The 25109-nt window shown below is 56.1% G+C and carries 29 protein-coding genes; 11 read left to right on the plus strand and 18 right to left on the minus strand.

Translation table 11 applies throughout. The features are described from left to right. Positions 1-19: 19 nt before the first annotated feature. The 4 genes from ilvC to miaA form a co-directional block, all read right to left on the minus strand. Entirely contained in the window at positions 20-1039 is a 1020-nt protein-coding gene (gene ilvC, locus AUC45_RS01510; RefSeq protein ID WP_067597132.1) for a ketol-acid reductoisomerase, read from the minus strand. Between the two features lie 38 nt (positions 1040-1077). Then, a complete protein-coding gene (gene ilvN, locus AUC45_RS01515) occupies positions 1078-1596 on the minus strand; it encodes an acetolactate synthase small subunit (RefSeq protein WP_067597133.1) in 519 nt (172 codons plus the stop codon). Between the two features lie 32 nt (positions 1597-1628). Beyond that, complete coding sequence (ilvB, locus tag AUC45_RS01520; protein WP_067597136.1) at positions 1629-3386, minus strand: biosynthetic-type acetolactate synthase large subunit; 1758 nt, start codon at positions 3384-3386, stop codon at positions 1629-1631. A 276-nt stretch (positions 3387-3662) separates the two neighbouring features. Continuing rightward, positions 3663-4622 carry a tRNA (adenosine(37)-N6)-dimethylallyltransferase MiaA gene (gene miaA / locus AUC45_RS01525; RefSeq protein ID WP_067597145.1) on the minus strand — a complete coding sequence of 320 codons (960 nt, stop codon included), beginning with the start codon at positions 4620-4622 and terminating at the stop codon, positions 3663-3665. Between the two features lie 28 nt (positions 4623-4650). On the opposite strand from miaA, the gene serB reads away from it, so the two are divergent. After that, the gene (gene serB, locus AUC45_RS01530; protein WP_197409483.1) at positions 4651-5478 is read left to right on the plus strand and encodes a phosphoserine phosphatase SerB; all 828 of its coding nucleotides are present in this window, start codon (positions 4651-4653) and stop codon (positions 5476-5478) included. Here the strand turns inward: serB and AUC45_RS01535 are convergent. Next, the gene (locus tag AUC45_RS01535) at positions 5475-6161 is read right to left on the minus strand and encodes a nitroreductase family protein (RefSeq protein WP_067597151.1); all 687 of its coding nucleotides are present in this window, start codon (positions 6159-6161) and stop codon (positions 5475-5477) included. The genes serB and AUC45_RS01535 overlap by 4 nt on opposite strands. Before the next feature lie 137 nt (positions 6162-6298). Between AUC45_RS01535 and AUC45_RS01540 the strand changes: the two genes are divergently transcribed. Next, positions 6299-7093: a Coq4 family protein gene (locus AUC45_RS01540; RefSeq protein WP_067597154.1), complete on the plus strand. Its 795-nt coding sequence runs from the start codon at positions 6299-6301 to the stop codon at positions 7091-7093. Here the strand turns inward: AUC45_RS01540 and AUC45_RS01545 are convergent. From AUC45_RS01545 to AUC45_RS01565, 5 genes are read right to left on the minus strand one after another with little or no spacing between them, the layout of a single operon-like run. Continuing rightward, positions 7090-8334: a TCR/Tet family MFS transporter gene (locus AUC45_RS01545; protein ID WP_067597159.1), complete on the minus strand. Its 1245-nt coding sequence runs from the start codon at positions 8332-8334 to the stop codon at positions 7090-7092. The two genes, AUC45_RS01540 and AUC45_RS01545, sit on opposite strands and share 4 nt — an antisense overlap. Before the next feature lies 1 nt (position 8335). Continuing rightward, complete coding sequence (locus tag AUC45_RS01550; RefSeq protein WP_067597161.1) at positions 8336-8674, minus strand: DUF6122 family protein; 339 nt, start codon at positions 8672-8674, stop codon at positions 8336-8338. Then, positions 8659-10911, minus strand: coding sequence for a phosphoribosylformylglycinamidine synthase subunit PurL (purL, locus tag AUC45_RS01555; protein WP_067597163.1), 2253 nt, complete (start codon positions 10909-10911; stop codon positions 8659-8661). The genes AUC45_RS01550 and purL overlap by 16 nt, the downstream gene beginning before the upstream one ends. Positions 10912-10927: 16 nt before the next feature. Beyond that, the gene (locus tag AUC45_RS01560) at positions 10928-11611 is read right to left on the minus strand and encodes a hypothetical protein (protein ID WP_067597165.1); all 684 of its coding nucleotides are present in this window, start codon (positions 11609-11611) and stop codon (positions 10928-10930) included. A gap of 22 nt (positions 11612-11633) precedes the next feature. Next, positions 11634-12041: a DUF2177 family protein gene (locus tag AUC45_RS01565; protein WP_067597168.1), complete on the minus strand. Its 408-nt coding sequence runs from the start codon at positions 12039-12041 to the stop codon at positions 11634-11636. A gap of 64 nt (positions 12042-12105) precedes the next feature. On the opposite strand from AUC45_RS01565, the gene AUC45_RS01570 reads away from it, so the two are divergent. The 9 genes from AUC45_RS01570 to AUC45_RS01610 all read left to right on the plus strand — a co-directional run bounded on the left by AUC45_RS01570 (position 12106) and on the right by AUC45_RS01610 (position 18839). Continuing rightward, positions 12106-12375: an exodeoxyribonuclease VII small subunit gene (locus AUC45_RS01570; RefSeq protein WP_067597169.1), complete on the plus strand. Its 270-nt coding sequence runs from the start codon at positions 12106-12108 to the stop codon at positions 12373-12375. Positions 12376-12379: 4 nt separating this feature from the next. Further along, entirely contained in the window at positions 12380-13291 is a 912-nt protein-coding gene (locus AUC45_RS01575) for a polyprenyl synthetase family protein (protein WP_067597170.1), read from the plus strand. 13 nt (positions 13292-13304) lie between these two features. Continuing rightward, entirely contained in the window at positions 13305-13817 is a 513-nt protein-coding gene (coaD, locus tag AUC45_RS01580) for a pantetheine-phosphate adenylyltransferase (protein ID WP_067597174.1), read from the plus strand. A 73-nt stretch (positions 13818-13890) separates the two neighbouring features. Further along, positions 13891-14595, plus strand: a complete 705-nt coding sequence (locus tag AUC45_RS01585) for a peptidylprolyl isomerase (protein ID WP_067597175.1) — start codon at positions 13891-13893, stop codon at positions 14593-14595. Between the two features lie 43 nt (positions 14596-14638). Next, the gene (gene queA / locus AUC45_RS01590; RefSeq protein WP_067597177.1) at positions 14639-15676 is read left to right on the plus strand and encodes a tRNA preQ1(34) S-adenosylmethionine ribosyltransferase-isomerase QueA; all 1038 of its coding nucleotides are present in this window, start codon (positions 14639-14641) and stop codon (positions 15674-15676) included. Positions 15677-15685: 9 nt separating this feature from the next. Continuing rightward, a complete protein-coding gene (locus tag AUC45_RS01595; RefSeq protein WP_067597180.1) occupies positions 15686-16639 on the plus strand; it encodes an ABC transporter ATP-binding protein in 954 nt (317 codons plus the stop codon). Continuing rightward, the gene (locus AUC45_RS01600) at positions 16639-17406 is read left to right on the plus strand and encodes an ABC transporter permease (RefSeq protein ID WP_067597182.1); all 768 of its coding nucleotides are present in this window, start codon (positions 16639-16641) and stop codon (positions 17404-17406) included. The genes AUC45_RS01595 and AUC45_RS01600 overlap by 1 nt, the downstream gene beginning before the upstream one ends. Next, the gene (gene tgt / locus AUC45_RS01605; RefSeq protein WP_067597185.1) at positions 17403-18533 is read left to right on the plus strand and encodes a tRNA guanosine(34) transglycosylase Tgt; all 1131 of its coding nucleotides are present in this window, start codon (positions 17403-17405) and stop codon (positions 18531-18533) included. The genes AUC45_RS01600 and tgt overlap by 4 nt, the downstream gene beginning before the upstream one ends. A 3-nt stretch (positions 18534-18536) precedes the next feature. After that, complete coding sequence (locus AUC45_RS01610; protein ID WP_067597199.1) at positions 18537-18839, plus strand: chorismate mutase; 303 nt, start codon at positions 18537-18539, stop codon at positions 18837-18839. Between the two features lie 429 nt (positions 18840-19268). On the opposite strand, the gene AUC45_RS01615 is transcribed toward AUC45_RS01610, so the two are convergent. From AUC45_RS01615 to AUC45_RS01650, 8 genes are all read right to left on the minus strand, one after another. Further along, a complete protein-coding gene (locus tag AUC45_RS01615; protein WP_156423712.1) occupies positions 19269-19628 on the minus strand; it encodes a hypothetical protein in 360 nt (119 codons plus the stop codon). 301 nt (positions 19629-19929) lie between these two features. Next, positions 19930-20544 (minus strand): 30S ribosomal protein S4, encoded by a 615-nt coding sequence (rpsD, locus tag AUC45_RS01620; RefSeq protein WP_067597206.1) that lies wholly within the window; start codon positions 20542-20544, stop codon positions 19930-19932. A 151-nt stretch (positions 20545-20695) separates the two neighbouring features. Next, positions 20696-21433, minus strand: a complete 738-nt coding sequence (locus AUC45_RS01625; RefSeq protein ID WP_067597218.1) for an RNA methyltransferase — start codon at positions 21431-21433, stop codon at positions 20696-20698. A 3-nt stretch (positions 21434-21436) separates the two neighbouring features. Further along, positions 21437-21913: a transcriptional regulator NrdR gene (gene nrdR / locus AUC45_RS01630; protein ID WP_067597220.1), complete on the minus strand. Its 477-nt coding sequence runs from the start codon at positions 21911-21913 to the stop codon at positions 21437-21439. Positions 21914-21928: 15 nt separating this feature from the next. Beyond that, positions 21929-23239 carry a serine hydroxymethyltransferase gene (gene glyA, locus AUC45_RS01635; RefSeq protein ID WP_067597227.1) on the minus strand — a complete coding sequence of 437 codons (1311 nt, stop codon included), beginning with the start codon at positions 23237-23239 and terminating at the stop codon, positions 21929-21931. Next, positions 23236-23715 (minus strand): RpiB/LacA/LacB family sugar-phosphate isomerase, encoded by a 480-nt coding sequence (locus AUC45_RS01640; protein WP_067597230.1) that lies wholly within the window; start codon positions 23713-23715, stop codon positions 23236-23238. Before AUC45_RS01640 ends, glyA begins: the two co-directional genes overlap by 4 nt. 89 nt (positions 23716-23804) lie before the next feature. Next, on the minus strand, positions 23805-24443 hold the full coding sequence (gene parA, locus AUC45_RS01645; protein WP_067597232.1) for a ParA family partition ATPase: 639 nt from the start codon (positions 24441-24443) through the stop codon (positions 23805-23807). Between the two features lie 42 nt (positions 24444-24485). Next, positions 24486-25100, minus strand: coding sequence for a hypothetical protein (locus AUC45_RS01650; RefSeq protein ID WP_067597234.1), 615 nt, complete (start codon positions 25098-25100; stop codon positions 24486-24488). Positions 25101-25109: the final 9 nt, after the last annotated feature.

Here is a 25109-nt window from a genome sequence, read left to right on the forward strand (position 1 = left end):
AGAACGCTCGCCTATCGCCTTAGTTCTTTTCCTTGTCGACGAGTTTATTGGCGCTGATCCACGGCATCATGGCGCGGAGCTCGGCCCCGGTTTTCTCAATCGGATGCGCTGCGGCGGCTTTGCGTGAAGCTTTGAGCTCGGGCTGTCCTGCGCGGTTATCGAGCACGAAGTCTTTGACAAAACGACCAGCCTGAATGTCGGCAAGTACTCGCTTCATTTCGGCCTTGGTCTCATCGGTAATAATGCGTGGACCCGTTTTGATATCGCCATATTCAGCCGTGTTACTGATCGAATAGCGCATGTTGGCAATGCCGCCTTCATAGAGCAGATCGACGATCAACTTGGTTTCGTGGAGGCACTCAAAATATGCCATTTCGGGCGCGTATCCAGCTTCGGTTAGAGTTTCGAAGCCCGCTTGAATTAAGTGCGTGATCCCGCCGCAAAGTACGGCCTGCTCGCCGAATAAGTCTGTTTCGCACTCTTCGCGAAAATTGGTTTCGATAATCCCAGAGCGGCCACCACCCACGCCAGAGGCGTAAGCAAGGGCGACATCATGAGCGCTGCCGCTGGCATCTTGATGAACCGCGATCAGGCAGGGCACCCCGCCGCCGCGTGAATATTCAGATCGCACCGTGTGACCAGGCCCTTTGGGTGCGATCATGATCACGTCAATGTCGGATTGCGGTTCAATAAGGCCGAAATGAATGTTGAGACCGTGGGCAAATGCGAGTGCACTTCCAGGCTTCATGTGACCGTGGACGTTGTCGGCATAAATCGCCGCCTGATGCTCATCGGGCGCCAAGATCATGAGAATATCTGCCCATTTGGCGGCGTCTGTGTTTGAAAGCACTTTGAAACCTGCAGCCTCTGCTTTTTTCGCTGTGGCGGAACCATCGCGTAAAGCAATGGCAATTTCGCCAACGCCGCTATCACGCAGATTCTGAGCATGTGCATGGCCTTGCGAACCATAGCCGAGCACGGCGATCTTTTTGGATTTGATCAAACCAAGATCGGCATCGGCGTCGTAATAGACTTTCATCTGGGAGGTTCCTCTGTAACTCGAAAAAACGAAATGGATTAGTGGGTGCCGGAGTCGCCGCGCATCATGCCGACAACACCAGAGCGGCCAACGGACACCAGGCCAAGCTCACGCATTAAGGCGATGAAGCTGTCGATCTTGTCGGGCGGTCCGGTAAGCTCGAAAACGAAGCTAGAAATTGTTGTGTCGATGACTTTGGCGCGGAAGAGTTCGGCGATCCGAAGTGCCTCAACCCGTTTTTCGCCTTGGCCAGCAACTTTGATTAGGGCCAATTCGCGCTCAACATGCGGTCCAGCTTGGGTAAGATCGATCACTTTGTGAACGGGTACCAGTCGGTCGAGTTGGGCTTCAATCTGGTCTATCACTTCGGGCGGGCCATTGGTGACAATGGTGATCCGACTGACGGCGTGGTCATCTGAAATGTCGGCAACAGTCAGGCTGTCAATGTTGTAGCCGCGCGCGGTGAACATACCGGTTATTTTGGCGAGAATGCCCGGCTCATTGTCAACCGTGATCGCAAGCACGTGGCGCTCGGTTTCGGCGCTTTTGATTTTCATCTTGGGTTGTCTTTCCTGATGTCTTGCGCGCTTTAGACCAAGGCTTTCGCTTCGTCATCCATGGTGCCGTCAACAGAGTCGCCGTAAAGCAGCATGTCAGTATGCGCAGCGCCTGATGGTATCATCGGCAGGCAATTGGCGTCGGGCGCAACAAGACAATCGACGATTACAGGGCCATCATGTTCAAGCATAGCGTTGATCCCTGCATCCAATTCATCCTCGCCATGGATGCGGATACCTTTCCAGCCATAGGCTTCTGCCAAGGCCACGAAATTGGGCAGGCTGTCAGAATAGCTATTTGAATACCGGCTTTCATAGGTGAGTTCCTGCCATTGGCGGACCATGCCCATGTACTCATTGTTGAGAATAAACACTTTGACTGGCAGGCGGTACTGTGACGCGGTGCCAAGCTCCTGGATGTTCATCTGGATTGATGCTTCGCCAGCAATATCGATCACCAATGCATCCGGATCGCCCAATTGCGCGCCGATGGCTGCAGGAAGCCCATAACCCATTGTCCCAAGCCCGCCTGACGTGAGCCATTTGTTTGGGTCTTCGAAACCGAAATATTGAGCTGCCCACATCTGGTGCTGACCGACTTCGGTCGAGATGATCGGTGACCTTTCATGCGTTAGCGCATGCAGCCGCTCGACTGCTTTTTGCGGCATGATCATGTCTGGATGCTTTTTCGATTTGGGCGGATAAGCGAGGCATTCGCGTGCGCGCCAGCCTGCGATACGGGCTTTCCATTCTCCCATATCCTGCGCGGTCCGCTCACCCCAAGCCTCAATCATTTGCCCAAGCACGGTTGCGCAATCACCGACAATGCCAAGGTCCACGGGGACTGTTTTGTTTATGGAGGAGCGGTCGATATCGATGTGTATCTTCTTAGAACCCGGCGAGAACGCATCAAGCCTACCGGTCACACGGTCATCAAAGCGCGCACCAACGCAAACCATGACATCACACTTGTTCATTGCCATATTGGCTTCATAAGTGCCGTGCATCCCCAGCATACCGAGCCAGTCGGGATGCTCTGATGGAAATGCGCCAAGCCCCATGAGCGTCGAGGTGACGGGCGACCCGGTGATGTCTTGAAACTTGCGCAGCAAGGCGCTCGCTTCTGGGCCAGAATTGATGACGCCGCCGCCTGTGTAAAGTATGGGACGCTCGGCATTTGCGATCATCTCAACCGCCTCGGCAATCTGTTCGGGCGGGGCGACCATTTGCGGAGTGTAGCGATGTGTTGCTGTCAGTTTGGATGCACGGCTTTTCGAAGGCACCGCAATCTGCACGTCTTTGGGAATGTCTATTACGACCGGACCCGGCCGACCAGTCGTGGCGATGCAGAACGCTTCCTCAATCGTCGCTGCGAGATCGGACGGGTCTTTGACCAGATAATTATGTTTCGTGCAGTGGCGCGTGATGCCAACTGTGTCGGCTTCCTGAAATGCATCGGTGCCGATAAGGGCAGTCGGGACCTGGCCAGTGATCACCACGAGCGGGATAGAGTCCATCCAAGCATCGGCGATGCCGGTCACCGCGTTGGTCGCGCCCGGACCTGAAGTGACAAGGACAACACCAGGCTTGCCTGTTGCGCGGGCATAGCCTTCGGCTGCGTGGGCAGCGCCAGCTTCATGTCGCACGAGAATGTGGCGGATGCGTTCATCGCCGAACAATTCGTCATAAATGGGCAGAACTGCGCCGCCTGGATAGCCGAACACATATTCGACGCCCTGGTTGATCAGTCCTTCGACCAGAATTGCGGCACCAGAGGGTTGCGCCACCATTTATCTCTCCACGAAACCTACAAAAAAGGCCCGATGCCAAAAACTTCGCATCAGGCCGACTGAGACAATCTATTGCGTTAAGACGTCAGATCAACCTGCAATTCCTCACGAGGAGTACCACAACCATGATCTTTCGCCTTTCATTTCAATCTTACGGTGCCGTTGAGCGGCTATTGCTGCGAACCAAGGGGCTCTCTTCACAAAATACATCCCTGAGCGTACGGCTCAGGGGCGGATTGACGCTCGGTTTATCGATATAATCTGGCGTGTCAATTCCTACTTTTGAAATAATCCTGCAAAAATTGCGTTAAGATCAGTCTTTTTATTTCCTTCATCGATCGTAACGCGGGGCCAATCCGGGACAAATTGGTTGCGGAACCATGTGAATTGCCGCTTTGCATAATTGCGCGTCGATTGCTGCGCGTTGGCGATCGCATCGGTCAGTGGGAGATTGTCGGCGAGGTGTTCTGAAAGCTCCGGCACACCTATGGCACGCATGACGGGAAGATTTAGATCAAGATCGCGCGCTAGCAACGCTTTCACCTCTTCAAGAGCGCCATTCTCGGCCATTTCCGCAAAGCGCGCGTCACAGCGGCGATAAACCCATTCGCGTTCTGGCATCAGCACTGCTGGGAATAGCGTCACTTCCTCTCCAATCCCGCCGCTTTTCGACAATTGCCAGTCACCCAGCGTCACACCAGTTGATCGCTTGACCTCGAGCGCTCGCGCAATCCGCTGGCTATCGGTAGGATTGAGGTCAGCCGCGCGTTCTGGATCCTCGATCTGAAGCGCAGCAAAAGCGGCCTCGGTCGACAATTCCCGCGTGGCAGCGCGAACCTTGGGATCAATTTCGGGGATAGGTGCAATCCCTTCGAGCAGCACTTTGAAATAGAGCCCTGTGCCGCCAACAAGTATCGGAACTCCGCCTGCTTCATGGCAGGCTGCGATTTCCTGTCTTGCACGTTTTGCCCAGTCTGCAGCCGAGCATGCCTGAGCGCCGTCCCATTCACCGAACAGGCGATGTTCGATACCGCCCATCTCCTTTTCAGTTGGGCGCGCAGACAGCACCGCGAGGTCCGAATAGACTTGCGCGCTATCCGCGTTGATGATCACGGCGGTCTGGCCTGCCTTTTTCAGCGCTTTTGCAAGGTCAACTGCCATTGCGCTCTTGCCGCTGGCGGTGGGGCCTGCGATGAGCGCGACTGGTTTTGAATGAGGGTCTTCAACAGTGCTCATAGCGCGGCTGATAGCAGACGCAGACGGAATGGCTACACGCCTTGATGATATGACCGGTGCGGTTGGCACGCTGGGCATATCGCCCATGGGTGAGGACGGGGTTGAGCTAGTTAGCGTGAATGCTAATCGTGCCGGATTGCGAGACGCGATCGATGCACATTTTGATTCCTCAGATGGCCTGATCGCATCGTCGCCCATAGCCATCCCGCAGGTTTTTGTATCCGACATGGACTCCACCATGATCGGCCAGGAATGCATCGATGAACTGGCTGATTACGCTGGATTGAAAGCCAAGATCGCAGACATCACCGAAAAAGCGATGCTGGGCGAACTTGATTTCAGAGAGGCCTTGAAGGAGCGCGTCGCCTTATTGAAAGGGTTGGAAGTGGACGCGATCACTCGCTGCCTTTCTGATCGAATTTGGCCAACCCCCGGAGCGCGCACACTCGTTCAGACGCTCAATTCAAAGGGCTGCAGAACCGTTCTTGTAACGGGCGGTTTTCATCACTTTGCCGACGCGGTGGGCGAAGAGATCGGCTTTGATCGAGTTGTTGGTAATCGGCTCAATGTGATCGACGGCAAGCTGACGGGAGAGCTCGAAGGGGCAATCGTTGATAGCGATGCCAAGCGGCAAACGCTTGAACGAGAAGGGGCAAATGTCGGAATTGATGCCACTACGCTGGCCATTGGCGACGGTGCAAATGACATTCCCATGATCGAAGCAGCCACATACGGCTTTGCCTATTGTGCAAAGCCCAAGGCACGTGCTGCAGCCCATGGCTGGATCGATCGCGGGGATCTGACCTCGGTCCTGCGATTGCTCGGCATTCCCGAAACTGAATGGGTTATGGACTAAAGCCAGCTCGAAATTTGGCTTAAAGGCTTTTTCTTCAGTGCGTGCGCTGGAACCGTCGCATCGGGGGTAGGGCGGCCCACCACCACGATCATCAACGGTTTTTCCCAGTCGGGTCGCTCGCATGCCTCACGAAGAAAGCCCATGGGAGAAGGGGTGTGAGTGAGCGTCGCCAAACCCGCTTCGTGAAGGCACGCAATCAGCATCCCGCAGGCAATGCCTACGCTTTCATTGACGTAGTAATTTTGCGTTTTTCCGTCTTCCTCAATCCCGCCTTTGCGCTGAGCAAAGACCACGATCAGATAGGGCGCTGTTTCGAGGAATGGTTTGTCCGCATCGGTGCCCAAGTCCTTTAGGGCGCCCAGCCATTCGTCCGACGCCTTTGGGTTTTCGCCATCCTCCCCGTAAAACCGGCGTTCCTCGGCTTCGGCGGCTTCGCGAATGGAGCGTTTCTTCTCAGGCGATGCGACGACAGCGAAATGCCATGGCTGATGATTGGCGCCATTGGGGGCAGTGCCGGCCGCTTCGATCGCGGCTTCGATGACTTCGCGAGGGACGCTTTCGTCGGAGAAATAGCGGCAAGTGCGCCGGGTTCTCAGCCGATCACGCAGCGCCTCAGCTCTCTTAATGCTCTCGCTGTCGTCGAGTTTTTCCAGCGAATAGGGGACGGTTTCATGTTCACGCATGGCAGGCGCTATCTGCTTTCAATGAACGCTCGTCAACGGTAGTAGACTTTTAACTGACACTAGTGTAAGTAGTGGACATTGAAATCAACCATTAGCGATTCGATGCACGCATCGCTGCCCTCTTAAGAGTGTTTGAAATGTCAGTACTTGGTCTCCCCATCGTCGCTCCAGACCGCAAAACTTCAGGCTTTGCGCCATTGAAAGTGTTGCACCATTTCGGAAAGCTGGTTGAGGACAAAGAGGACACTGAGCAGGTTTTTCACATCATCGAAGCGGTGAAGGGTAAAAAGAGCCACAAGCAAGCTCGCGACTTCATCCTTTCAGAAGAAGGACAGCGCTTCTTGCGCGCTGAAACCGATATTCCCGGAATGCTGGATGACCACGCGCGTTGGGCCGATTTGCCGGAAAACAGCGTCGGCAAACGTTACATGGCATTTATGAAGCGTGAAGGGCTTACGGCCGCTGGCCTTGTCGAAGAAAGCCACAAGTTCTCGCCTCCAGAAAACCGACCGCAGGATCAGACACAGTGGTATTTCAACCGCCTGCGCGACACGCATGATCTATTCCACGTTCTGACGGGTTATGGCCGTGATGCCCTCGGCGAAGCATGCCTCCTTGGATTTAGCTATTCGCAAAACCACAATCGCGGTGTGCAATTCATCGCTTTTGCAGCAGCGCGGCAGATGAAGAAGGTCACTGGCACATCGGCGCCGCTCTATACCGCCGTTCGCGAAGGGCAGCGTTTGGGCGCGGCTGCAGCGAAACTGGCGCATATGGATGTCGAGGCGGTGATGGCCGAGGACATCGATGCAGCGCGCGAGCGTTTGAGGATTGGAAAGCCCGTCCTGTACCGCGAGTGCCTCAAGCAACTAGAAGCTGAAGGCAATACGGCAAGCGATTTGGGTCTTTCGGGCGAAGCGCAAGCTGCTTAATCAGCAGGGCTTGCCGCAGGTTTGACCCGCACCGAAACGCGCCAGAGCAACGCGAGCGCGGTGTATCCTACAAGCGCCGACAATAAGAAAGGCGCGCCGGGGAAATACATCCCCTGATCGTCTGCATACGCGGCAAATACACCTGTCATCATGACGGGTCCAAAAATGCTCGTGATGCTCATTGTGGAGGCAACTGCGCCTTGCAATTCGCCTTGGGCGTCCTCTGCGATGCGCTCGCTCATCATTTGCTGGATCGCGGGGAAAGTGACGCCTGCAATGCTGCCCACAAGAATGGCGGCAATGAGGAATGATCCCGTGGGCGCGAATGCCATCATCACATAGGATTGTAGACCAATTACGAGGCCCCCGATTGCGGTTGCCTTGACGCCAAACCGCTTGATGAGGACGCCTGTAAGGCCCGCCTGTGTGAAGGCCAGCATCAATCCATAAAACGCGACGCCCAAACCGATATCAAATTCGCTCCAGTCGAATTTGAGCCGCGTGTAATAAGACCACACCGACATCGTCGATTGTGCGGCAGTCTGCATCAGGAAGATGACGCCAAGAAATCCCAGCACGAGCGGTGTCTTCGCCATCTGGAATATCGTGCCAAGCGGATTGGCGCGCGCCATTGTGAAGGGGCGGCGACGGTCTGCTGGGAGTGTTTCGCGAAGCGCAAAGTATCCAATGGCAGCGCCGCCAATGCAAAGGATTGCCGCTGCAAAGAATGGTGCGCGCACCCAGTATTCGCCCAGCACACCGCCTATCGCCGGGCCGATTACAAAACCGCTCGCACCCGCTCCGCCCAGCATTCCAAACAGCTTCCCGCGATCCTCTGGTCCAGCCATATCGGCAATGCACGAATTAGCCGCCGCCCAGCTTGCTCCCATGATACCCGACAGAATGCGCCCTGCGAAAAGCCACCAAAGATCAGGCGCCATGGCCATGATGATGTAATCGATACCGAGAAGGAAAACGGTCACCAGTAGGATTGGTCGTCGGCCATATCGGTCAGACAAACCGCCAATAACGGGCGCGAACAGGAATTGCATGACAGCGTAAGCGAACAAGAGCCAGCCGCCGATGCTGGCCGTCTGATCTTCGCCAAGACCCGTCATCTCCTCAAGCAGTGACGGCATCACCGGCACGATCAGTCCAATGCCCATCATGTCGACAAACACGATGAAGGCGACGAGACCCAGAGTTGCATTATGGCTTGTTTGTGAGGTGGTTGCAGTCACATCACCATGTCTGCATCACGCAATCGCCATAGTCCACTGCCAAGTGCCACAGCGCTCCTATCGCAAGCGCGCGCACCCACCATCTGGGCACAGCGAGCATCGCCAGATAGGCGAGACCGGCGATCCAGCCGTGGAGCAGATGGAAGCCAATCGAACAGCGGTTCGGATCGAAAATCGGATCTGCGAGAAGGTGGTCGACATCAATCAGGTTGGCGCTTGCGATCACCAGTCCCGCTCGCCACCACTTATCGCGCCAGATCAGCCAGCCGATCGCGAACGGGACCAGCCAGTGACCACCATAATGAAGAACGGGTTGGAGGAGGCCTATGTCCCCATCCATTCGTCAAAGAAGCTCGCATGCGCGGCTTTCATGTCTGTCAGCGATACGCCCAAAAGGCTCTCCCCGCCAACTGTGCCGATGCGCGTAAAGCCCACCATTTCAGCTTCTTCGATGTCGGGCCCTTCGGCGACGATGCGGTTGAATGCCTCGGCCTTTTCGGCAGGCACCGTGATTACGTAGCGTGCCTGATCCTCGCCAAACCACCATTGGGCGGGTGTGTAGGCATTGTTCGAAGTGACCTCTGCTCCGAAACCACCGGACATGGCCATTTCTGCCAAAGCGACAGCCAAACCGCCATCCGACACATCATGGACTGCGCTGAGCAATCCTTCGCCAATCAGTTTGCGCACAATCTGCCCTGCGCCAATCTCCGCTGCCAAGTTCACTGGAGGTGAGCGGCCATCGCTCACGCCTTTCACGACATCCAGCCACAGCGATTTTCCGAGATGCGAGCGGGTCGGATCAGGCTTTGCCCAGAATTCGGGTGCGAGAAGGTAGATGGCATCGCCTTGTGACTTGAAGCTCATCGTCATCATCTTGGATGCATCATCAATGATGCCGACGCCGCCAATCGCGGGCGTGGGGAGGATTGCGCTGCCGCCGCCGGTTGCCTTGCTTTCGTTGTAGAGCGACACGTTGCCGGACACGATCGGGAAGTCGAGCGCGCGGCAAGCGTCGCCCATGCCTTCAAGAGCATGGACGAATTGCGCCATAATCTCGGGCCGCTGCGGGTTGGCAAAGTTGAGGCAATTGGTGACCGCAAGCGGACGTGCGCCGACTGCGCACAAATTGCGATAGGCCTCGGCAATCGCCTGTTTGCCGCCTTCATAAGGGTCAGCATAGACATAGCGCGGGGTGCAATCGGTCGAGATCGCGAGCGCCTTCTTAGTCCCGTGCACGCGCACGACGCCTGCATCGCCGCCGGTTTGCAAAGTGTCGCCCATCACCTGGCTGTCATATTGCTCGGAAATCCAGCGGCGCGAGGCCAATGCAGGCGAGGCCATGAGCTTGAGCAGATCCGCGCCCACGTCGCTGCATTCCGGCACGCTTTCGAGCGGCTTGACCTTGGCCCAGGCCTTGTAATCCTCTTTCGATAGGTAAGGCCGCTCATATTCAGGCGCATCGGCAGCCAGCGGCCCAAGCGGGATGTCGCACACGACCTCACCGCCGAATTCGAGCACCATGTGCTGTGTGTCCGTGACTTCGCCGATGACCGCGAAATCAAGCTCCCATTTCTCGAAGATTGCCGCCGCCATCTCTTCTTTGCCGGGCTTCAAGACCATGAGCATCCGTTCCTGGCTCTCGCTCAGCATCATCTCGTAGGGCGTCATGCCTTCCTCGCGGCACGGCACCTTGTCCATGTCGAGCCGGATGCCAGCCTTGCCGTTGGTCGCCATTTCGACACTGGATGAAGTGAGGCCTGCTGCGCCCATATCCTGGATCGCGACAATCGCATCGGTCGCCATCAGTTCAAGACAGGCTTCGATCAGCAGCTTTTCTGTGAAGGGGTCACCCACTTGCACAGTCGGGCGCTTCGCGTCGGCATCTTCTTCGAAATCCGCCGAAGCCATGGTCGCGCCATGAATGCCGTCTCGTCCGGTCTTGGACCCGACATAGACGATGGGATTGCCCACACCTGTAGCGGCGGAATAGAAAATCTTGTCCGTATCAGCGATGCCGACGGTCATGGCATTTACGAGGATATTGCCATCATAGGCTGGGTGGAAATTCGTCTCCCCGCACACCGTCGGCACGCCAACACAGTTACCGTAACCACCAATGCCAGCGACCACGCCTTGCACCAGATGCTTCATTTTGGGGTGTTCAGGCCGTCCAAATCGCAATGCATTGGCATTCGCCACCGGTCGAGCGCCCATGGTGAACACATCGCGCAAGATCCCGCCTACGCCGGTTGCAGCGCCCTGATATGGCTCGATGTAAGAAGGATGGTTGTGGCTCTCCATCTTGAATATGGCAGCCTGACCATCGCCGATGTCGATAACGCCAGCATTTTCGCCTGGACCGCAAATAACCCAAGGCGCTTCAGTAGGTAGCTTCTTCAAATGCAGGCGCGATGATTTGTAAGAGCAATGCTCTGACCACATCACTGAAAAAATCCCAAGCTCGACGAGGTTTGGCTCTCTGCCAAGGCCTTTGAGCACACGCTCATATTCCTCCGGGCTAAGTCCGTGCTGTTCGACGATATCGGGGGTGATGGCGCTTGCTTGATCGGTCATGGGCAAGGCCCATAATTCAGCTAGACGGTAAGGCCAAGCCAACTCTCCGCATCACATAGCGGTTCTCCCCAAGCCACCATGCAAGTGCAGTCAAAAGACCGAATGCGACGAGCGCTTGAATATAGACGGCTGCGCTGACAGCCTCTGGATGCGGCGCGAACCAGTTGATCGCTTGAAGGACAAGCAGCGTGAGGATCATCACCAGCGGCGGCAAAACAGGGCCGCGGCTGCGCCTGATGTAAATGGCGAAACAAACGAGAATCAGCCCAAGCTCCAACGGTATGGCAATCAGCGGGTTGTTCCAAAGACCAAGACCATATGTCTCACCGCTTCCCGTAAGGGTGAGATCCGGCCTATGGGTGAGCCAGTCGAGCCCCCAATGCGAAAGCACGACCAGCCCGGCTAGCAGAGCGCCCACGGCATCCCTGTGCTTAATCAGCAGGTACACCGCGAACACCGATGCAAAGACCGAGGTGCCGAGCAGACTGTGCGTGTATGGCATGTGATAAAGGTCAAACGGCACCATCACGGTCGCATCGGGATCGATCCGCATTTTCTCAATCCCGACAAGCGCGAATGCGAAAAACGCCCAATCGACCAATTGCGCAGCGACAAACATGGCCGCCAGGCCCGGGCTGTTGACCCGGCGCTGCGTTACCGATGCTGCGAGAAACGCTGGGGCGAAATGACCAATAAACAATGTTCGCCCCGATCCTGTATTCTTATTGACCCGTTATCTTTAGCGTTGCCCATGTCGCCACTGCGCTTGTGGTGCCCGTTGCAAACGCGCCCCAGCAAATGTCCATGATGCTGATTTTCGTCGCCCATACCTTAAAAACGGCCTGGCTGGTCAAGTCGAAAGTTGCGTAACACAGCGCGCCAAGCAACGCGCCGTTTAGCAGAGCCTTGGTCCAGTCGCCGCTTTCAAGGCCAGGCTTCACTCCGAACCACATCATTCCGATCAGATAGAGGACATAGAAGACACCGGCGGCGGCCATGTTGAAATCATCCGCCATGATTTCACCGATGACAGGGCGATAGAGATTTGGTCCTGCCCAGCTGAGCCACATCGCATCGAGTGCCCCGAATACGACCGCCGCAATGCCGAATGCGATCAGGTAATTGGTCATTTGTTGAAGTCCTTAGTCGGTCGCGCCTTGACCGGGTTAAAATGGATGTCCAAGGCTCTAGCGCATGGATGAGGGAAACGGTTCCATCTTAGATGATGGCGAAATCGAGAAACTGAGCTTTGAAGACGCGCTGGTTGCGCTTGAGCAGATCGTGCAGCAATTGGAGCGCGGCGACGTTCCGCTCGACAAATCAATCGAGCTTTACGAACGCGGTGAGAAGCTTCGCGAAGCTTGCCAAAAACGACTTGATGCTGCGCAGGCGCGGATTGAAAAGATCGTAACCGGGCCGGGCGGGGCGCCATCCGGCACCGCTCCTTTCGACAAGGCTGACTGAGGCGATGCTCGTGGGGGTCGAAAACGATATCCTGAGTGAGGGATTGAAACGCGTCCAGGCAGAAATTGATTCGGTTTTTGACGCTTTCTTGCCCGTACCCGATGACACAAGCGCGCGTCTTGTCGAGGCGATGCGATATGCCGCAATCGGAGGCGGCAAGCGGGTCCGGCCTCTTCTGGTTGTTAGCACCGCGGAATTGTTCGGGGTGGACCGTGATGCTGCTTTGCGAGCAGGTTGCGCGATTGAGGCGATCCATGTCTATTCGCTCATCCATGATGACTTGCCTTGTATGGATGACGATGACCTGCGCCATGGCAAGCCGACCGTTCACAAAGTCTATGACGAGGCGACAGCAGTCCTTGCAGGCGACGCCTTGCATGCATTGGCCTTTGATATCCTCGCTGATGCTGGAACCAGCGCTGATCCCTTTACGCGTTCGGAGCTGATCGCGACGCTTGGCAAGGCGAGCGGAATGCACGGAATGGCGGGCGGTCAGATGATGGATATGGTCGCTGATGAGGAAGGGGTCGAATACGATCTTCACACCATCACGCGCCTGCAACAGCTAAAAACCGGCGCATTGCTCGCTGCAAGTGTCGAGATGGGCGCGATTCTCGGACGCGTTCCACCTGAAGGCCGCACCAACCTTCGCGCCTATGCCCGCGATATTGGATTGGCTTTCCAGATCGCCGATGACTTGCTCGATGTGACAGGTGATGAGGAAAAGGCTGGCAAAGCGCTGCGCAAGGACGATGAGCAAGGCAAGCAGACCTTTGTAACACTGATGGGAGCTGAAAAGGCTCGCGATCAGGCGAGGATGCTGGTCGATCAGGCGATCGCCCGCTTGGGCAGCTATGGCGTGGAAGCAGATATGCTGCGCGCGTTGGCGCGGTTCATCGTTGAGCGCGATCGGTGATTAGGAGCTCTTTATGACAACCCGCGTTGGTATCTATCCGGGAACCTTTGATCCTATCACGCTTGGCCATGCTGATATCATCCGGCGTGGCGCCAAGTTGGTCGATCATCTCATAATTGGCGTCACCACCAATCCTTCCAAAAACCCTATGTTCACGACTGAGGAACGCCTCGCAATGGTGGAGCGGGAAGTCAAAGCGATGGGCCTCGACAACGCCAAAGTTGTCGGGTTTGACGCGCTCTTGATGAAATTTGCCAAGGCTCAAGGTGCTAGCGTCATCGTGCGCGGTCTGCGTGCAGTTGCTGATTTCGAATACGAATATCAGATGGCAGGAATGAACCAGCAGCTTGATGACGAGATCGAAACCGTCTTTCTGATGGCTGATGTCTCTCTGCAACCAATTGCGTCAAAGCTGGTCAAGGAAATCGCACTCTATGGCGGTGATGTGACCCCCTTTGTCAGCGAGCAAATCTGCAAGGATGTGAATGCGCGTGTCGAGAAAATCGGCAGACGTGGAGACTACTGAGCTGGGGGATTACTGCGGCATAGCGCGGTTTCATTCATTGAAGTGTCAGTCTGCGCCCGATAAAGAGAGGCCCATGTTTGGATCAATCAAAACTCAAATATTTACGAAGAAAGCTTCGCTGGCCGTTCTTGCCACTGCGGCATTGACGTTTGCCCCCTCCTACGCGTTTGCGCAGGACGAAGAGGAAACAGCGCCAACGAGCACCTTCAGCTACGCCCCTATTAAATATGACCCCACGGTTGAACCCGAAAATGTGTGGGTGCTTGACCTCTCCAATGGAGAGCGCATCTCCATTCGCTTGATGCCTGAATGGGCGCCAAGCCATGTGGAGCGGATCAAGACGTTGACCCAGCGCGGCTTTTACGACGGTATCATCTTTCACCGCGTGATCGACGGCTTCATGGCGCAAGGCGGGGACCCGACTGGTACGGGGCAGGGTGGATCGGAACTTCCTGACCTTGAGGAAGAATTCAACCCAATGCCGCATGTTCGCGGCACATTGGCGATGGCTCGCGCCACGGATGAAAACAGCGCCAACAGCCAATTCTTCATCGTTTTCTACCCGCGATTTAGCCTCGACAAGCGATACACCAATTTTGGCCGCGTAATTGATAACATGGCGGGTGTCGACGCGATAAATCGGGGCGAACCGCCGCAAAACCCCACGCGGATTTTGCAGGCCTCGCTTGCGAGCGATAACCGTCCCCCACCGGCTCCGCCTGCACCGGCAGTGGAACAGACGATCACGGCGGACCTGCTGAACGCTCCAATAGACTAACAGGCTTCCCACGCATTGCGCCTCGCTTTAGAGGCGGTCCGCGATGAAAGTTGACCTGTTTGATTTCGAGCTCCCACAAGACCGGATAGCCCTTCGCCCCGTGCGCCCGCGCGATGCCGCGCGTATGTTGGTTGTGCGCGGGGATAACACTCCATTTGAGGACAAGGGTGTTCTCGACCTACCTAGTTGCCTTCAACCTGGCGACGTTCTCGTTTTCAACGACACGCGCGTGATCCCCGCTCAATTGGAAGGGCGCAGGGCAGGGGGCGATGCAAAGATCGGTGCGACTTTACACAAACGGCTCGATCTGAGGCGCTGGCAAGCCTTTGTTCGCAATGCCAAACGCGTGAAAATCGCGGATCAGTTGATCTTTGGCGGCGGCGTCACGGCAATCGCGGAGGAACGCCACGGGGATGGCTCCCTCACGCTTGCCTTCGAAGGCAATGAGCCGGTCGAAGTTTTGCTGGATCGCGCGGGCACTATGCCTTTGCCGCCTTACATTGCTCAGAAACGCGGCGTGGATGAAGCAGACCTTGAGGACTATCAAACGATGTTCGCGGAAAAGCCGGGAGCAGTCGCTGCACCAACCGCCTCTCTCCATTTCACCGACCGCTTGATCGAGGCATTAGATGAGCGCGGAGTGGCCCGCGAGACGCTCACTCTCCATGTGGGAGCGGGGACGTTTCTTCCGGTCAAGGCCGATGACACAGATGATCACGTCATGCATTCCGAATTCGGGATTATCACACCTCAGACAGCTGAGCGGCTCAATCAGGCTCGCTTTGAGGGGCGTCGTATTATCGCGGTCGGCACGACATCGCTACGTCTCCTAGAAAGCGCGGCTGATGAGGACCGGACCTTTTCGCCGTTTGAAGGCGATACCGACATCTTCATCACCCCAGGATACCGGTTCAAGGGCGTTGATGGCTTGATGACCAATTTTCACCTTCCCAAATCCACTCTGCTGATGCTGGTGAGCGCGCTGATGGGCCGCGATCGGATGCTGGCCGCCTATGCCCACGCGATTGATAAAGAATATCGTTTCTATTCCTATGGTGACTCTTCGCTGCTGCTTCCCTAGGCGAGGCTCATGTCCGAACCGATCCTCACGATTGAAGGCCTTTCCAAGGTCTACAAGGGTGGCGTCCGCGCGCTCGACAATGTTGATCTATCAATCCGCAAGGGCGAGATATTCGCATTGCTCGGGCCAAATGGTGCGGGCAAAACGACCCTGATTGGTGCGGTGTGCGGGCTGGTACGACCGACTACTGGGAGGATCACCGCCTTTGGGCATGACCTCGCAAAAGATTGGCGCCAAGCGCGTGCGCAGATCGGACTCGTTCCGCAAGAGCTCAGCACGGATATGTTTGAGACTGTCTTGCGGGCTGTATCCTATTCCCGAGGGCTGTTCGGGCATGCTCCGGATAAGGCGCGGATCGAGGAGATCTTGCGCTCACTTTCGCTTTGGGAAAAGCGTGACAGTCAGATCCGCGAGCTTTCAGGTGGAATGAAACGCCGCGTTCTGATTGCAAAAGCTCTCGCACATGAGCCGGAATTGCTGTTCCTCGATGAACCGACCGCCGGAGTTGACGTCGAACTGCGCAAAGGAATGTGGGAACAAATCAGCGGCCTGAAAGAACGCGGCGTCACCATAATTCTCACCACACACTACATCGAAGAAGCTGAAGAAATGGCGGATCGTGTCGGCATCATTCGAGGCGGCCAAATCTTAATGGTGGATGACAAGGACGCCATGATGGAACGGCTCGGCACGACCGAGGCACTGATCGAACTCGCCGAGGCAATGTCTGAGTTGCCACCAGAGATTGCTGCTTTCCCGGTTGAGCTGCGCGATGGTGGGCGCGAGCTATGCTATCGCGGCGGCGATGGCAGCGGGAGTGGCAAGGCTGAAGTTGCAGCCCTTACTATGGCGCTCACCCGGGCAGGCATCGAATACACTGGCATCGATATTCACGACAGCTCGCTGGAAGATATCTTCGTAAGCCTTCTTGGCAGCGAAGATGCGCCCGAGGAGGCTGCGTGATGGGCTTCAATTTCCGCGGCGCTTGGTCAATCTACATTCGCGAGTTGATGCGTGCCTTTCGCACTGCATTCCAGTCGATCCTTGCACCGGTACTCACAACATCGCTCTACTTCATTGTATTCGGATCAGCCATCGGCAGCAGAATGGAGCCGATTGGCGGTGTCGAATATGCTGCCTTTATCATTCCGGGCCTTTTGATGCTTACACTGCTTGGCGAGACCACCAGCAATTCGAGTTTCGGCATCTACATGCCCCGCTTTACAGGAACGATTTACGAGCTTTTGTCTGCGCCTGTGGGAGTAGCGGAAACGCTGATCGGATTTGTTGGGGCTGCCGCCACGAAAAGCCTGATCCTTGCCGCGATCATTCTTGGTACGGCGACACTGTTTGTCGATTACCAGATCAAGTACCCGCTTTTCGCATTGGGCTATATCACGCTGGTTGCAGCGAGCTTTTCCCTGTTTGGCTTCATTCTCGGAATATGGGCGGATAGCTTTGAGAAGCTTGGGATTATTCCTGTCCTCATCCTGACGCCGCTCACTTTCCTTGGTGGGACATTCTACTCGCTCGATATGCTGCCTGAACCTTGGGATACGATTGCACTCGCCAACCCGATTGCGTTTCTGGTGAGCGGCTTGCGCTGGACATTCTACGGCTCATCCGACGTTTCAATTGCGGTGTCACTGGGGCTGACGCTGGGCTTTCTTGCGATCTGCGTGACCGTGATTGCATTTATCTTCAAGACGGGATGGCGGCTCAGAGAATGAGCGAGCGCTTCTCTTTCAAAGTCAGTGCAACAGATGGCAAAGCGCGCACCGGCGTTATCCAAATGCTACGTGGTGAAATCCGGACACCGGCCTTCATGCCGGTGGGCACTGCCGCGACTGTAAAAGCGATGAAGCCTGAGAGCGTGCGCGCCTTGGGTGCGGACATTATCCTTGGCAACACCTATCACCTGATGCTGCGCCCTGGTGCTGAACGCGTCGCGAAATTGGGGGGCTTGCATGAATTCATGCGTTGGGATCGCCCGATACTTACCGATAGCGGCGGCTATCAGGTTATGAGCCTGTCGGACCTAAACAAACTCACCGAAGAGGGCGTCGAATTTCGAAGTCATCTTGACGGCTCGAAACACATGCTGACGCCAGAACGGTCCATGGAAATTCAACGGCTGCTAGGTTCCGATATTGTGATGGCGTTCGATGAATGCCCGCGAGCCGATCGTCCGCGCGATGAGATCGCTGCCAGCATGGAAATGTCGATGCGCTGGGCAAAGCGCAGCCGCGACGGTTTCGATGCCGGGGAGAGCCATGCAAAGCGAGCCGCTTTGTTTGGCATTCAACAGGGCGCCTTGGACGAGGACCTGCGCAAGATCAGCGCGGAGAAGCTCGTCGATATCGGCTTTGATGGATATGCCGTTGGCGGTTTGGCCGTGGGTGAGGGGCAGGAGGCGATGTTCGGCGTGCTCGACTATGCGCCCGATCAATTGCCCGTGGATCGTCCGCGCTATTTGATGGGAGTGGGCAAGCCAGACGATTTGGTTGGCGCGGTTGAGCGCGGGATCGACATGTTTGATTGTGTGCTGCCCACAAGATCAGGCCGCAATGGTCAGGCCTTCACCTGGAACGGCCCGATAAACCTTCGAAACGCGCGGTTTGCGGAGGACAAAGAGCCGCTTGATCCAGGCTCGGAGTGTTCTGCTTCGCGCGATTATTCCAAGGCTTATCTCCACCATTTGCAAAAGTCTGGCGAGATTTTGGGCGCCATGTTGGTGACCGAGCACAATCTTGCATTTTACCAAGCCTTGATGAAGGCGATGCGCGATGCCATTGGGCGGGGGCAATTTACTGAATTTGCGGCTGAGTTTCGCCGCAACTACCTTGGAAGTTCCTGATCAATGCCGAAAAGCCCTGAAGACTGCGCCACAATGATAGAGGTGCGTGAAGGCGTTGATGCGACAGATCGCGAGCTTGTCGCTCTGCTTGAGAAGCGCTTTGGCTACATGCGCGCAGCTGCCCGGATAAAAGAGACGCGAGACGCTGTGCGGGACGAGGAGCGCAAGGCAAGCGTGATAGCGGCAGCGGTGGCGGAAGCTGATGCATGCGGCATTCCGGGCGATGTGATCGGCGATATCTGGGAGCGTCTGGTTGAAGGCTCGATTGCTTACGAGTTTGAGGAATGGGACAAGACGCGCGGGTAAGAGCTGCGGCGATACCAGCACTGTGGGCTGGCAGTACATAGATGACCAAATTGTCCCGGCATGAGACAGTTCTTGTGGGCCGAAGTTGACAAAGGTGACACCCTGTCACCCTCTGCCCTTACACGCAAAGCTATGAAATACCGCGATAAAGCTGCGGTTCGAGTTGGGTGACGGACAGGGGGGAGAGACGCTTTTTGAGGTCTATTTGGCTTCGTTCCGCAAGAAGATCATCTTTTTTGCGGTCTGATTGAGGCTGGACGATCAGAAAGAGCCACACGCAGTATGAGTATCACGCGCGGTGTAGGAAAGGCGCTCAAGTAAGCGAGAGCCGACATTCAGCTTGCGGCTAATTGACAGCTATTGAGAGATGTCGGTTTGTGGGGTGGAAGCGGACTTTGGGCAGCCATGGCGCAACGGGTCCAAAGGTCGTTAGCTTTCCCAATTCATGTCATGGTCGATTGCTGAAAGCCAGAAATTGTCTCCATCACCTTGAAACCACACCTTTCCATAGTTGAGCATGCAGCCCCGATAGCCTCCATCCGAAAGCCCATCGAAACCCAATGCGGCTATCTTGGCCCAATCCTCTCGTGAAATGCGCGCTGGTGTGACGGGCACAACCTCCTCGCGAACATAGACAAAATCGCGTCCGTTTCGGTGCGTGTTAAACCTTTCTCCAACAAAGCGATCGAAAGCATGTGATGGCAATTCTTTGTCGAGCGCATCTCTCAGTTGGATGAAGTAGGATTTCGCAACGCTTTCAGTTAATTCGCCGCCGCAATGATAAGTCATGTCCGCCGCTTGCGGCTCTGATCGACTAGTGCTGCCTTCATTCGAAGAAACCTGATCGGAACAGGACGACGTTGCCATCAAGAAGATAATGGTAAGCGAGCTTGTGAGCACGAAATTTGAGGAATGGCCGGTCACTCCTGTACAATAGCAGCTCACAACCGGCGTCCGCAATTGGTCGATAGAAAGATGTCTAATTTGGACCAAAGTTTCCCAGCATAGCCCGGCGCAATAGGAACACGCATCCCAGACACAAAAAAGGCGGCCCCGAAGGACCGCCCTGTTTGTTTCGCTGTTTCGCAGATTAGCGCGAGTAGAATTCGACCACGAGGTTTGGTTCCATGGTGACCGGGTAGGGCACCTCATCGAGCTTTGGAACGCGAGTGAAGCTCACTTTGTCATTGCCATCGGGCGCAACGTAGTCGGGGATCTCACGCTCTGGCAGGCTTTGGGCTTCGATGACGAGAGCCATTTCCTGAGCCTTTTTGCCGAGGCTGATGACGTCACCCACGTCGCAGCGACGCGATGCGATGTTGCACTTTACACCGTTCACATAGATGTGGCCGTGGCTCACGATCTGACGAGCGGCGAAGATCGTTGGCGCGAATTTGGCGCGATACACGATCATGTCGAGACGACGCTCAAGCAGGCCGATCAGGTTTTGCCCGGTGTCACCCTTCATGCGGGTGGCGTCCTTATAGGTCGAGCGGAACTGTTTCTCAGTCACATCGCCGTAGTAGCCTTTAAGCTTCTGCTTGGCGCGCAGTTGCAGACCGAAGTCTGACATCTTGCTCTTGCGGCGTTGGCCATGCTGGCCGGGTCCATAAGAACGCTTGTTGACCGGAGAATTTGGACGACCCCAGATGTTTTCGCCCATCCGGCGGTCGAGTTTGTACTTGGCGCTCTTGCGCTTTGACATAAGTCTTTCCTTCAATTTGCTGAGCCAGCCACATGCTGACCATCTAACCCGGCATCGCACCATCGAACCTGTTTGTTCGATGCGGCCACCGCTTCACCGGGGTGCGGAGCCAATTCGCGAAGGCGCGCAAATAGCAGCGCGCGAGGGAAAATCAACCCTTATCGGGACGGGCGAGGGAGGAAAGCACGCCGCGCAGCGTGCGCACTTCCAAATGATTCCAGCCCGGTTTGGTCAACACACTACGAAGTGTGCGTTTCGTTGCCTCTTCACGGTCGGACGGGAGGAAGTATCCTTTGGGGGCGAGCATTCCTTCCAGATGCGCGATCAAGCCCTCAAGATCGTCCTGCGGGGCAGGAGGAAGCGTTTCGTCTTCGGCGGTGGGTTGCACCAAGTCACTTTCCGCCATTTCGCGTCCGATCCGTGACCATTCATAGGCGATCAGGATCACCGCTTGCGCGAGATTGAGTGAACCGAATTCCGGATTTATCGGCACGGTCAGGATGTGCCGGGCCAACGCAACATCCTCGGTTTCCAATCCTGACGCTTCGCGTCCAAACAGCACGGCATGTCGGCCAGAATGCCGGTGCATCAGCCGCGCAGCGCCATCCGCACCCACAACTGGCTTCGTCACGCCGCGCTTGCGCACAGTGGTTGCATAGACATGCTCGCAATCAGCCACGGCTTCAGCAGTTGTTTCGAAAATCTTGGCCTGATCCAGAACGATATCTGCACCCGCTGCCGCTGGCCCTGCAGATGGATTGGGCCAGCCATCACGCGGATTGACGATCCGCATTTCAGTGATCCCGAAATTGAGCATTGCGCGTGCTGCCTTGCCGATATTCTCGCCCAGTTGCGGGCGCACCAGCACGATGATGGGCTTGTTTGCCACCTCTCAGCTTTTCGCCGCCTCGGCCACAGTACTTGCAAACTCTTCGAAATCGCGCGCTTCGGAGAAATCGCGATAGACGCTGGCAAAGCGGATGTAAGCAACACTGTCGATGCCGCGCAGACCGTCCATGACAAGCTCGCCGATACGCGCTGATGGCACCTCGGCATCGCCCGCGGTTTCGACTTGCCGCTGAATGCCGGACACCAAGCGGTCGATCTGCTCTTCAGATACGCCGCGTTTGCGGCAGGCGAGGGTGACCGAGTGTTCAAGCTTTGTGCGGTCAAAAGGTTCTCGCCGCGCGTCTTCGCCATTTTCGCCGGCCTTCACGACAGTCACCTCGCGTAATTGCACGCGTTCAAATGTCGTAAAGCGCGCGCCGCAAGAATTGCACTGGCGACGGCGGCGGATGGAGGTGTTGTCCTCTGTCGGCCGGCTGTCTTTTACCTGCGTGTCTTCATTGGCGCAGAAAGGGCACCGCATGTGGTGTCTTCTCTCTTATGCGTCGGGATAGACGGGGTAGGACGAGCACAATTCAGCAACTTTGCCGCGCACGCGTTCTTCGACTTGGCCGTTTCCTTCGGGGCCGTTTGTCGAAAGACCATCGACCACCTCTGCAATCAAAGCGCCAATTTTCCGGAACTCCGACGGGCCAAAGCCGCGCGTTGTACCTGCGGGCGTTCCAAGGCGAATGCCGCTGGTCACAAACGGTGAGCGTGTATCGAAGGGGATGCCGTTTTTATTGCAAGTGAGCCATGCCCGATCGAGACCTTTTTCAGCATCCTTGCCCGTCACATCTTTGGCAGTCAGATCGACCAGCATTGAGTGATTGTCGGTGCCGCCCGAACAAATGCGCAGCCCGTTTTCTTCAAGGCTTGCAGCCAGAGCGCGAGCATTTTCGACGATGCGGTGTGCGTAGGTTTTGAATTCGGGCCGAAGCGCTTCGCGGAAGGCGACCGCCTTCGCCGCGATGACATGCATCAGCGGACCACCCTGAAGGCCAGGAAACACTGCCATGTTGAGTGGCTTGGTGTATTTCTCGTCGTTCCAAAGTATGATGCCCGAGCGCGGCCCGCGCAGCGATTTATGCGTGGTCGAGGTGACGATATCGCAGTGCGGGAAGGGCGAGGGGTGAGCACCGCCAGCCACAAGGCCAGAGATATGACTCATATCGCACAGCAGGATTGCACCCACTTCACCGGCGATCTTGCGGAAAGCTGCAAAATCCCACTGGCGTGAGTAGGCCGTTCCGCCGCAGATGATGAGTTTGGGCTTATGCTCACGCGCTGTTGCAGCAACCGCGTCCATATCGATCATCTCGTCATCTTGACGAACACCATAGCTTACCGGGTTGAACCATTTGCCGCTCATATTGACGGGCGAGCCGTGCGTCAGGTGACCACCTGAATTGAGATCAAGACCCATGAACGTATCGCCCGGCTCCAGCAAGGCGAGGAAAACGGCCTGGTTCATCTGGCTACCACTGTTTGGCTGCACATTGGCAAAATTGCATCCAAACAATTGCTTGGCGCGTTCAATTGCCAGTGTTTCAACTACATCGGCATAGTCGCATCCGCCGTAATAGCGCTTGCCCGGATAGCCTTCTGCGTACTTGTTGGTGAAGACGCTTCCGGTCGCTTCGAGCACCGCTTTTGAGGCGATGTTCTCAGACGCGATCAGCTCAATCTTGTCCTGCTGACGTTTCAGCTCTTTGCCGATCGCCTCTGCAATTTCCGGATCAGCGGTAGCAAGATCGTCGTGCCAGAAAGAATCCATGGGGTTGAGGACGTCTGATGGGGCTGTGCTCATTGGAGGGTCTCGATTGTATCAGATTGAACAGGCGGATGGCCGAGCTTTGCAACCCGGCGTTGATGGCGACCTTCGGGATTGCCTTTATCGGCAAAGTCGGTCGCCAGAAATTCAGATACGCAAGCCCGCGCCATTTCGATGCCGGTCAGACGCGCGCCGAGCGCAATGCAATTCGCATTATTATGTTCGCGCGCAAGTTTTGCGGACAACGGCTCCGACACCAAAGCGCATCGGACGGCAGGGTGGCGATTTACACTGATCGAGATACCAATACCGCTGCCACAAAGCGCCACACCCATTTCGGCGACGCCTTCGGCGATGACTTCGGCGAGTTTATAGCCGTAATCGGGATAATCGACGCTATCGCCCGGATCAGGGCCAAGGTCAGCGACTTCATGCCCCCCATCGATCATGAATTCGATAAGGTCGGCCTTGAGGTCCGTTGCGGCGTGATCTGATGCAATGGCTATGCGCATGGGTCTCCACATAGTGCGGTTCGCCCGATTGCTCCACCCTAGATGATGCGCTTTTCTACGTTGTTGTGGAGCGGAAGAGGTTTAACCCGCTATTCCTTCGCGGCTTTCTTCAATTCCTTGGAAAGCCACTTCCAAAGCTTGTCGATCTCTTTGGCGGCTTTACTTTCTGGATTGATCTCCGCTGCGGTTTCGCCCTTGGCGCTAGAGCGGTGAAAAGCCGCCCGATCACCGAGCTCTACGGGGCAGACCTTCAATCCAATGGCCTTCGCCGCCTCTTTGGCGCTCTTTGAGATTTTGGTCGCGCCAGAGGGCACCGCGTTAAGCACCACGAATGCGGGCGTTTTGGCGAACTCCACCAGGTCTGCAATTGGCTCAAGTGCCGCGAGATCGAATGCGCGAGGTTTGGTTGGGACGAGGACGAGATCAGCCGCCTTGATCGCCTCGCGTGCAGCGGCATCAGCGTGGGGCGGGGTGTCAATCACAATGAAATCAACATTTTGCTTGATTGCACTGTCAATTGTCCGGCCAAGACGAGCAGGCGGTGCGGTGACAACAACGGGCAGGAAATCCCCGCGCCAATCAGACCAGGCGGCCGCTGTCGCTTGCGGATCGGTGTCAATTACGCAGCTCTCATGCTTGGCCTGCGCAGCGCGTGTAGCGATATGGACAGCTAGCGTGGTCTTACCCGAACCGCCTTTTTGGCTAACGATGGCGATTGTTGTCGGCATGTAGCAATCCTCGCTTCAGGGGTGAGATAGACAGTTTGTGGTTCAGCTACCCGAGCCCACACCGGCATCTTGAAGGCGCTGCATGACGTCAGGGTTTGCCTGAAGGTATTCGATCACCTCTTGCTGGACGGCTTGCGATTGCTGCTGCGAAATGACAGACACGTCCTGAAAAAAGGCAGTGTTGGCCTCGGCGACAACCGGATCATTGAGTAGGTTTTGAACGCTCGAAAAATATCGAGTGCCACTTGGCGTATCAGCGAAGGCGCGAATGTCTTGCAGCTCTTCCAAAGTGAATTCCCGGGTGTATGCGACAGCCGTTGCCTCAATCATCCCCGGCAGGTGCTTTGAGATTGCAGGGCGCATTGTTTCCGGCAAATCGCTGAGGAACTTCTCAACGATAGCCTTGATGCCAGGCTCTTCGAAAATGGGCCCTTGCATCATACCATCTGCGGCTTGCCCGCCCATGGATGTTGCGACGGAAAGCATTGTTTCTTCGCGGGTTTCTGCAGGGAACATGACTTCCATAATCGCCATGGCTTCGACTAGCTCATCTTGTGGCGGTTGGTACACAGCCTCCTGGGCATGCGCGCTCGCTCCAATCGGAAGAGCGAGCGCGCCCGCAAAAGCGAGCACGCCCTGCGTCAATGTCTTTGCCATGGATGTGCC

Origin of the sequence: Erythrobacter sp. YT30 (genome assembly GCF_001542875.1) — a bacterium.
In the GTDB taxonomy this organism is placed as follows: domain Bacteria; phylum Pseudomonadota; class Alphaproteobacteria; order Sphingomonadales; family Sphingomonadaceae; genus Erythrobacter.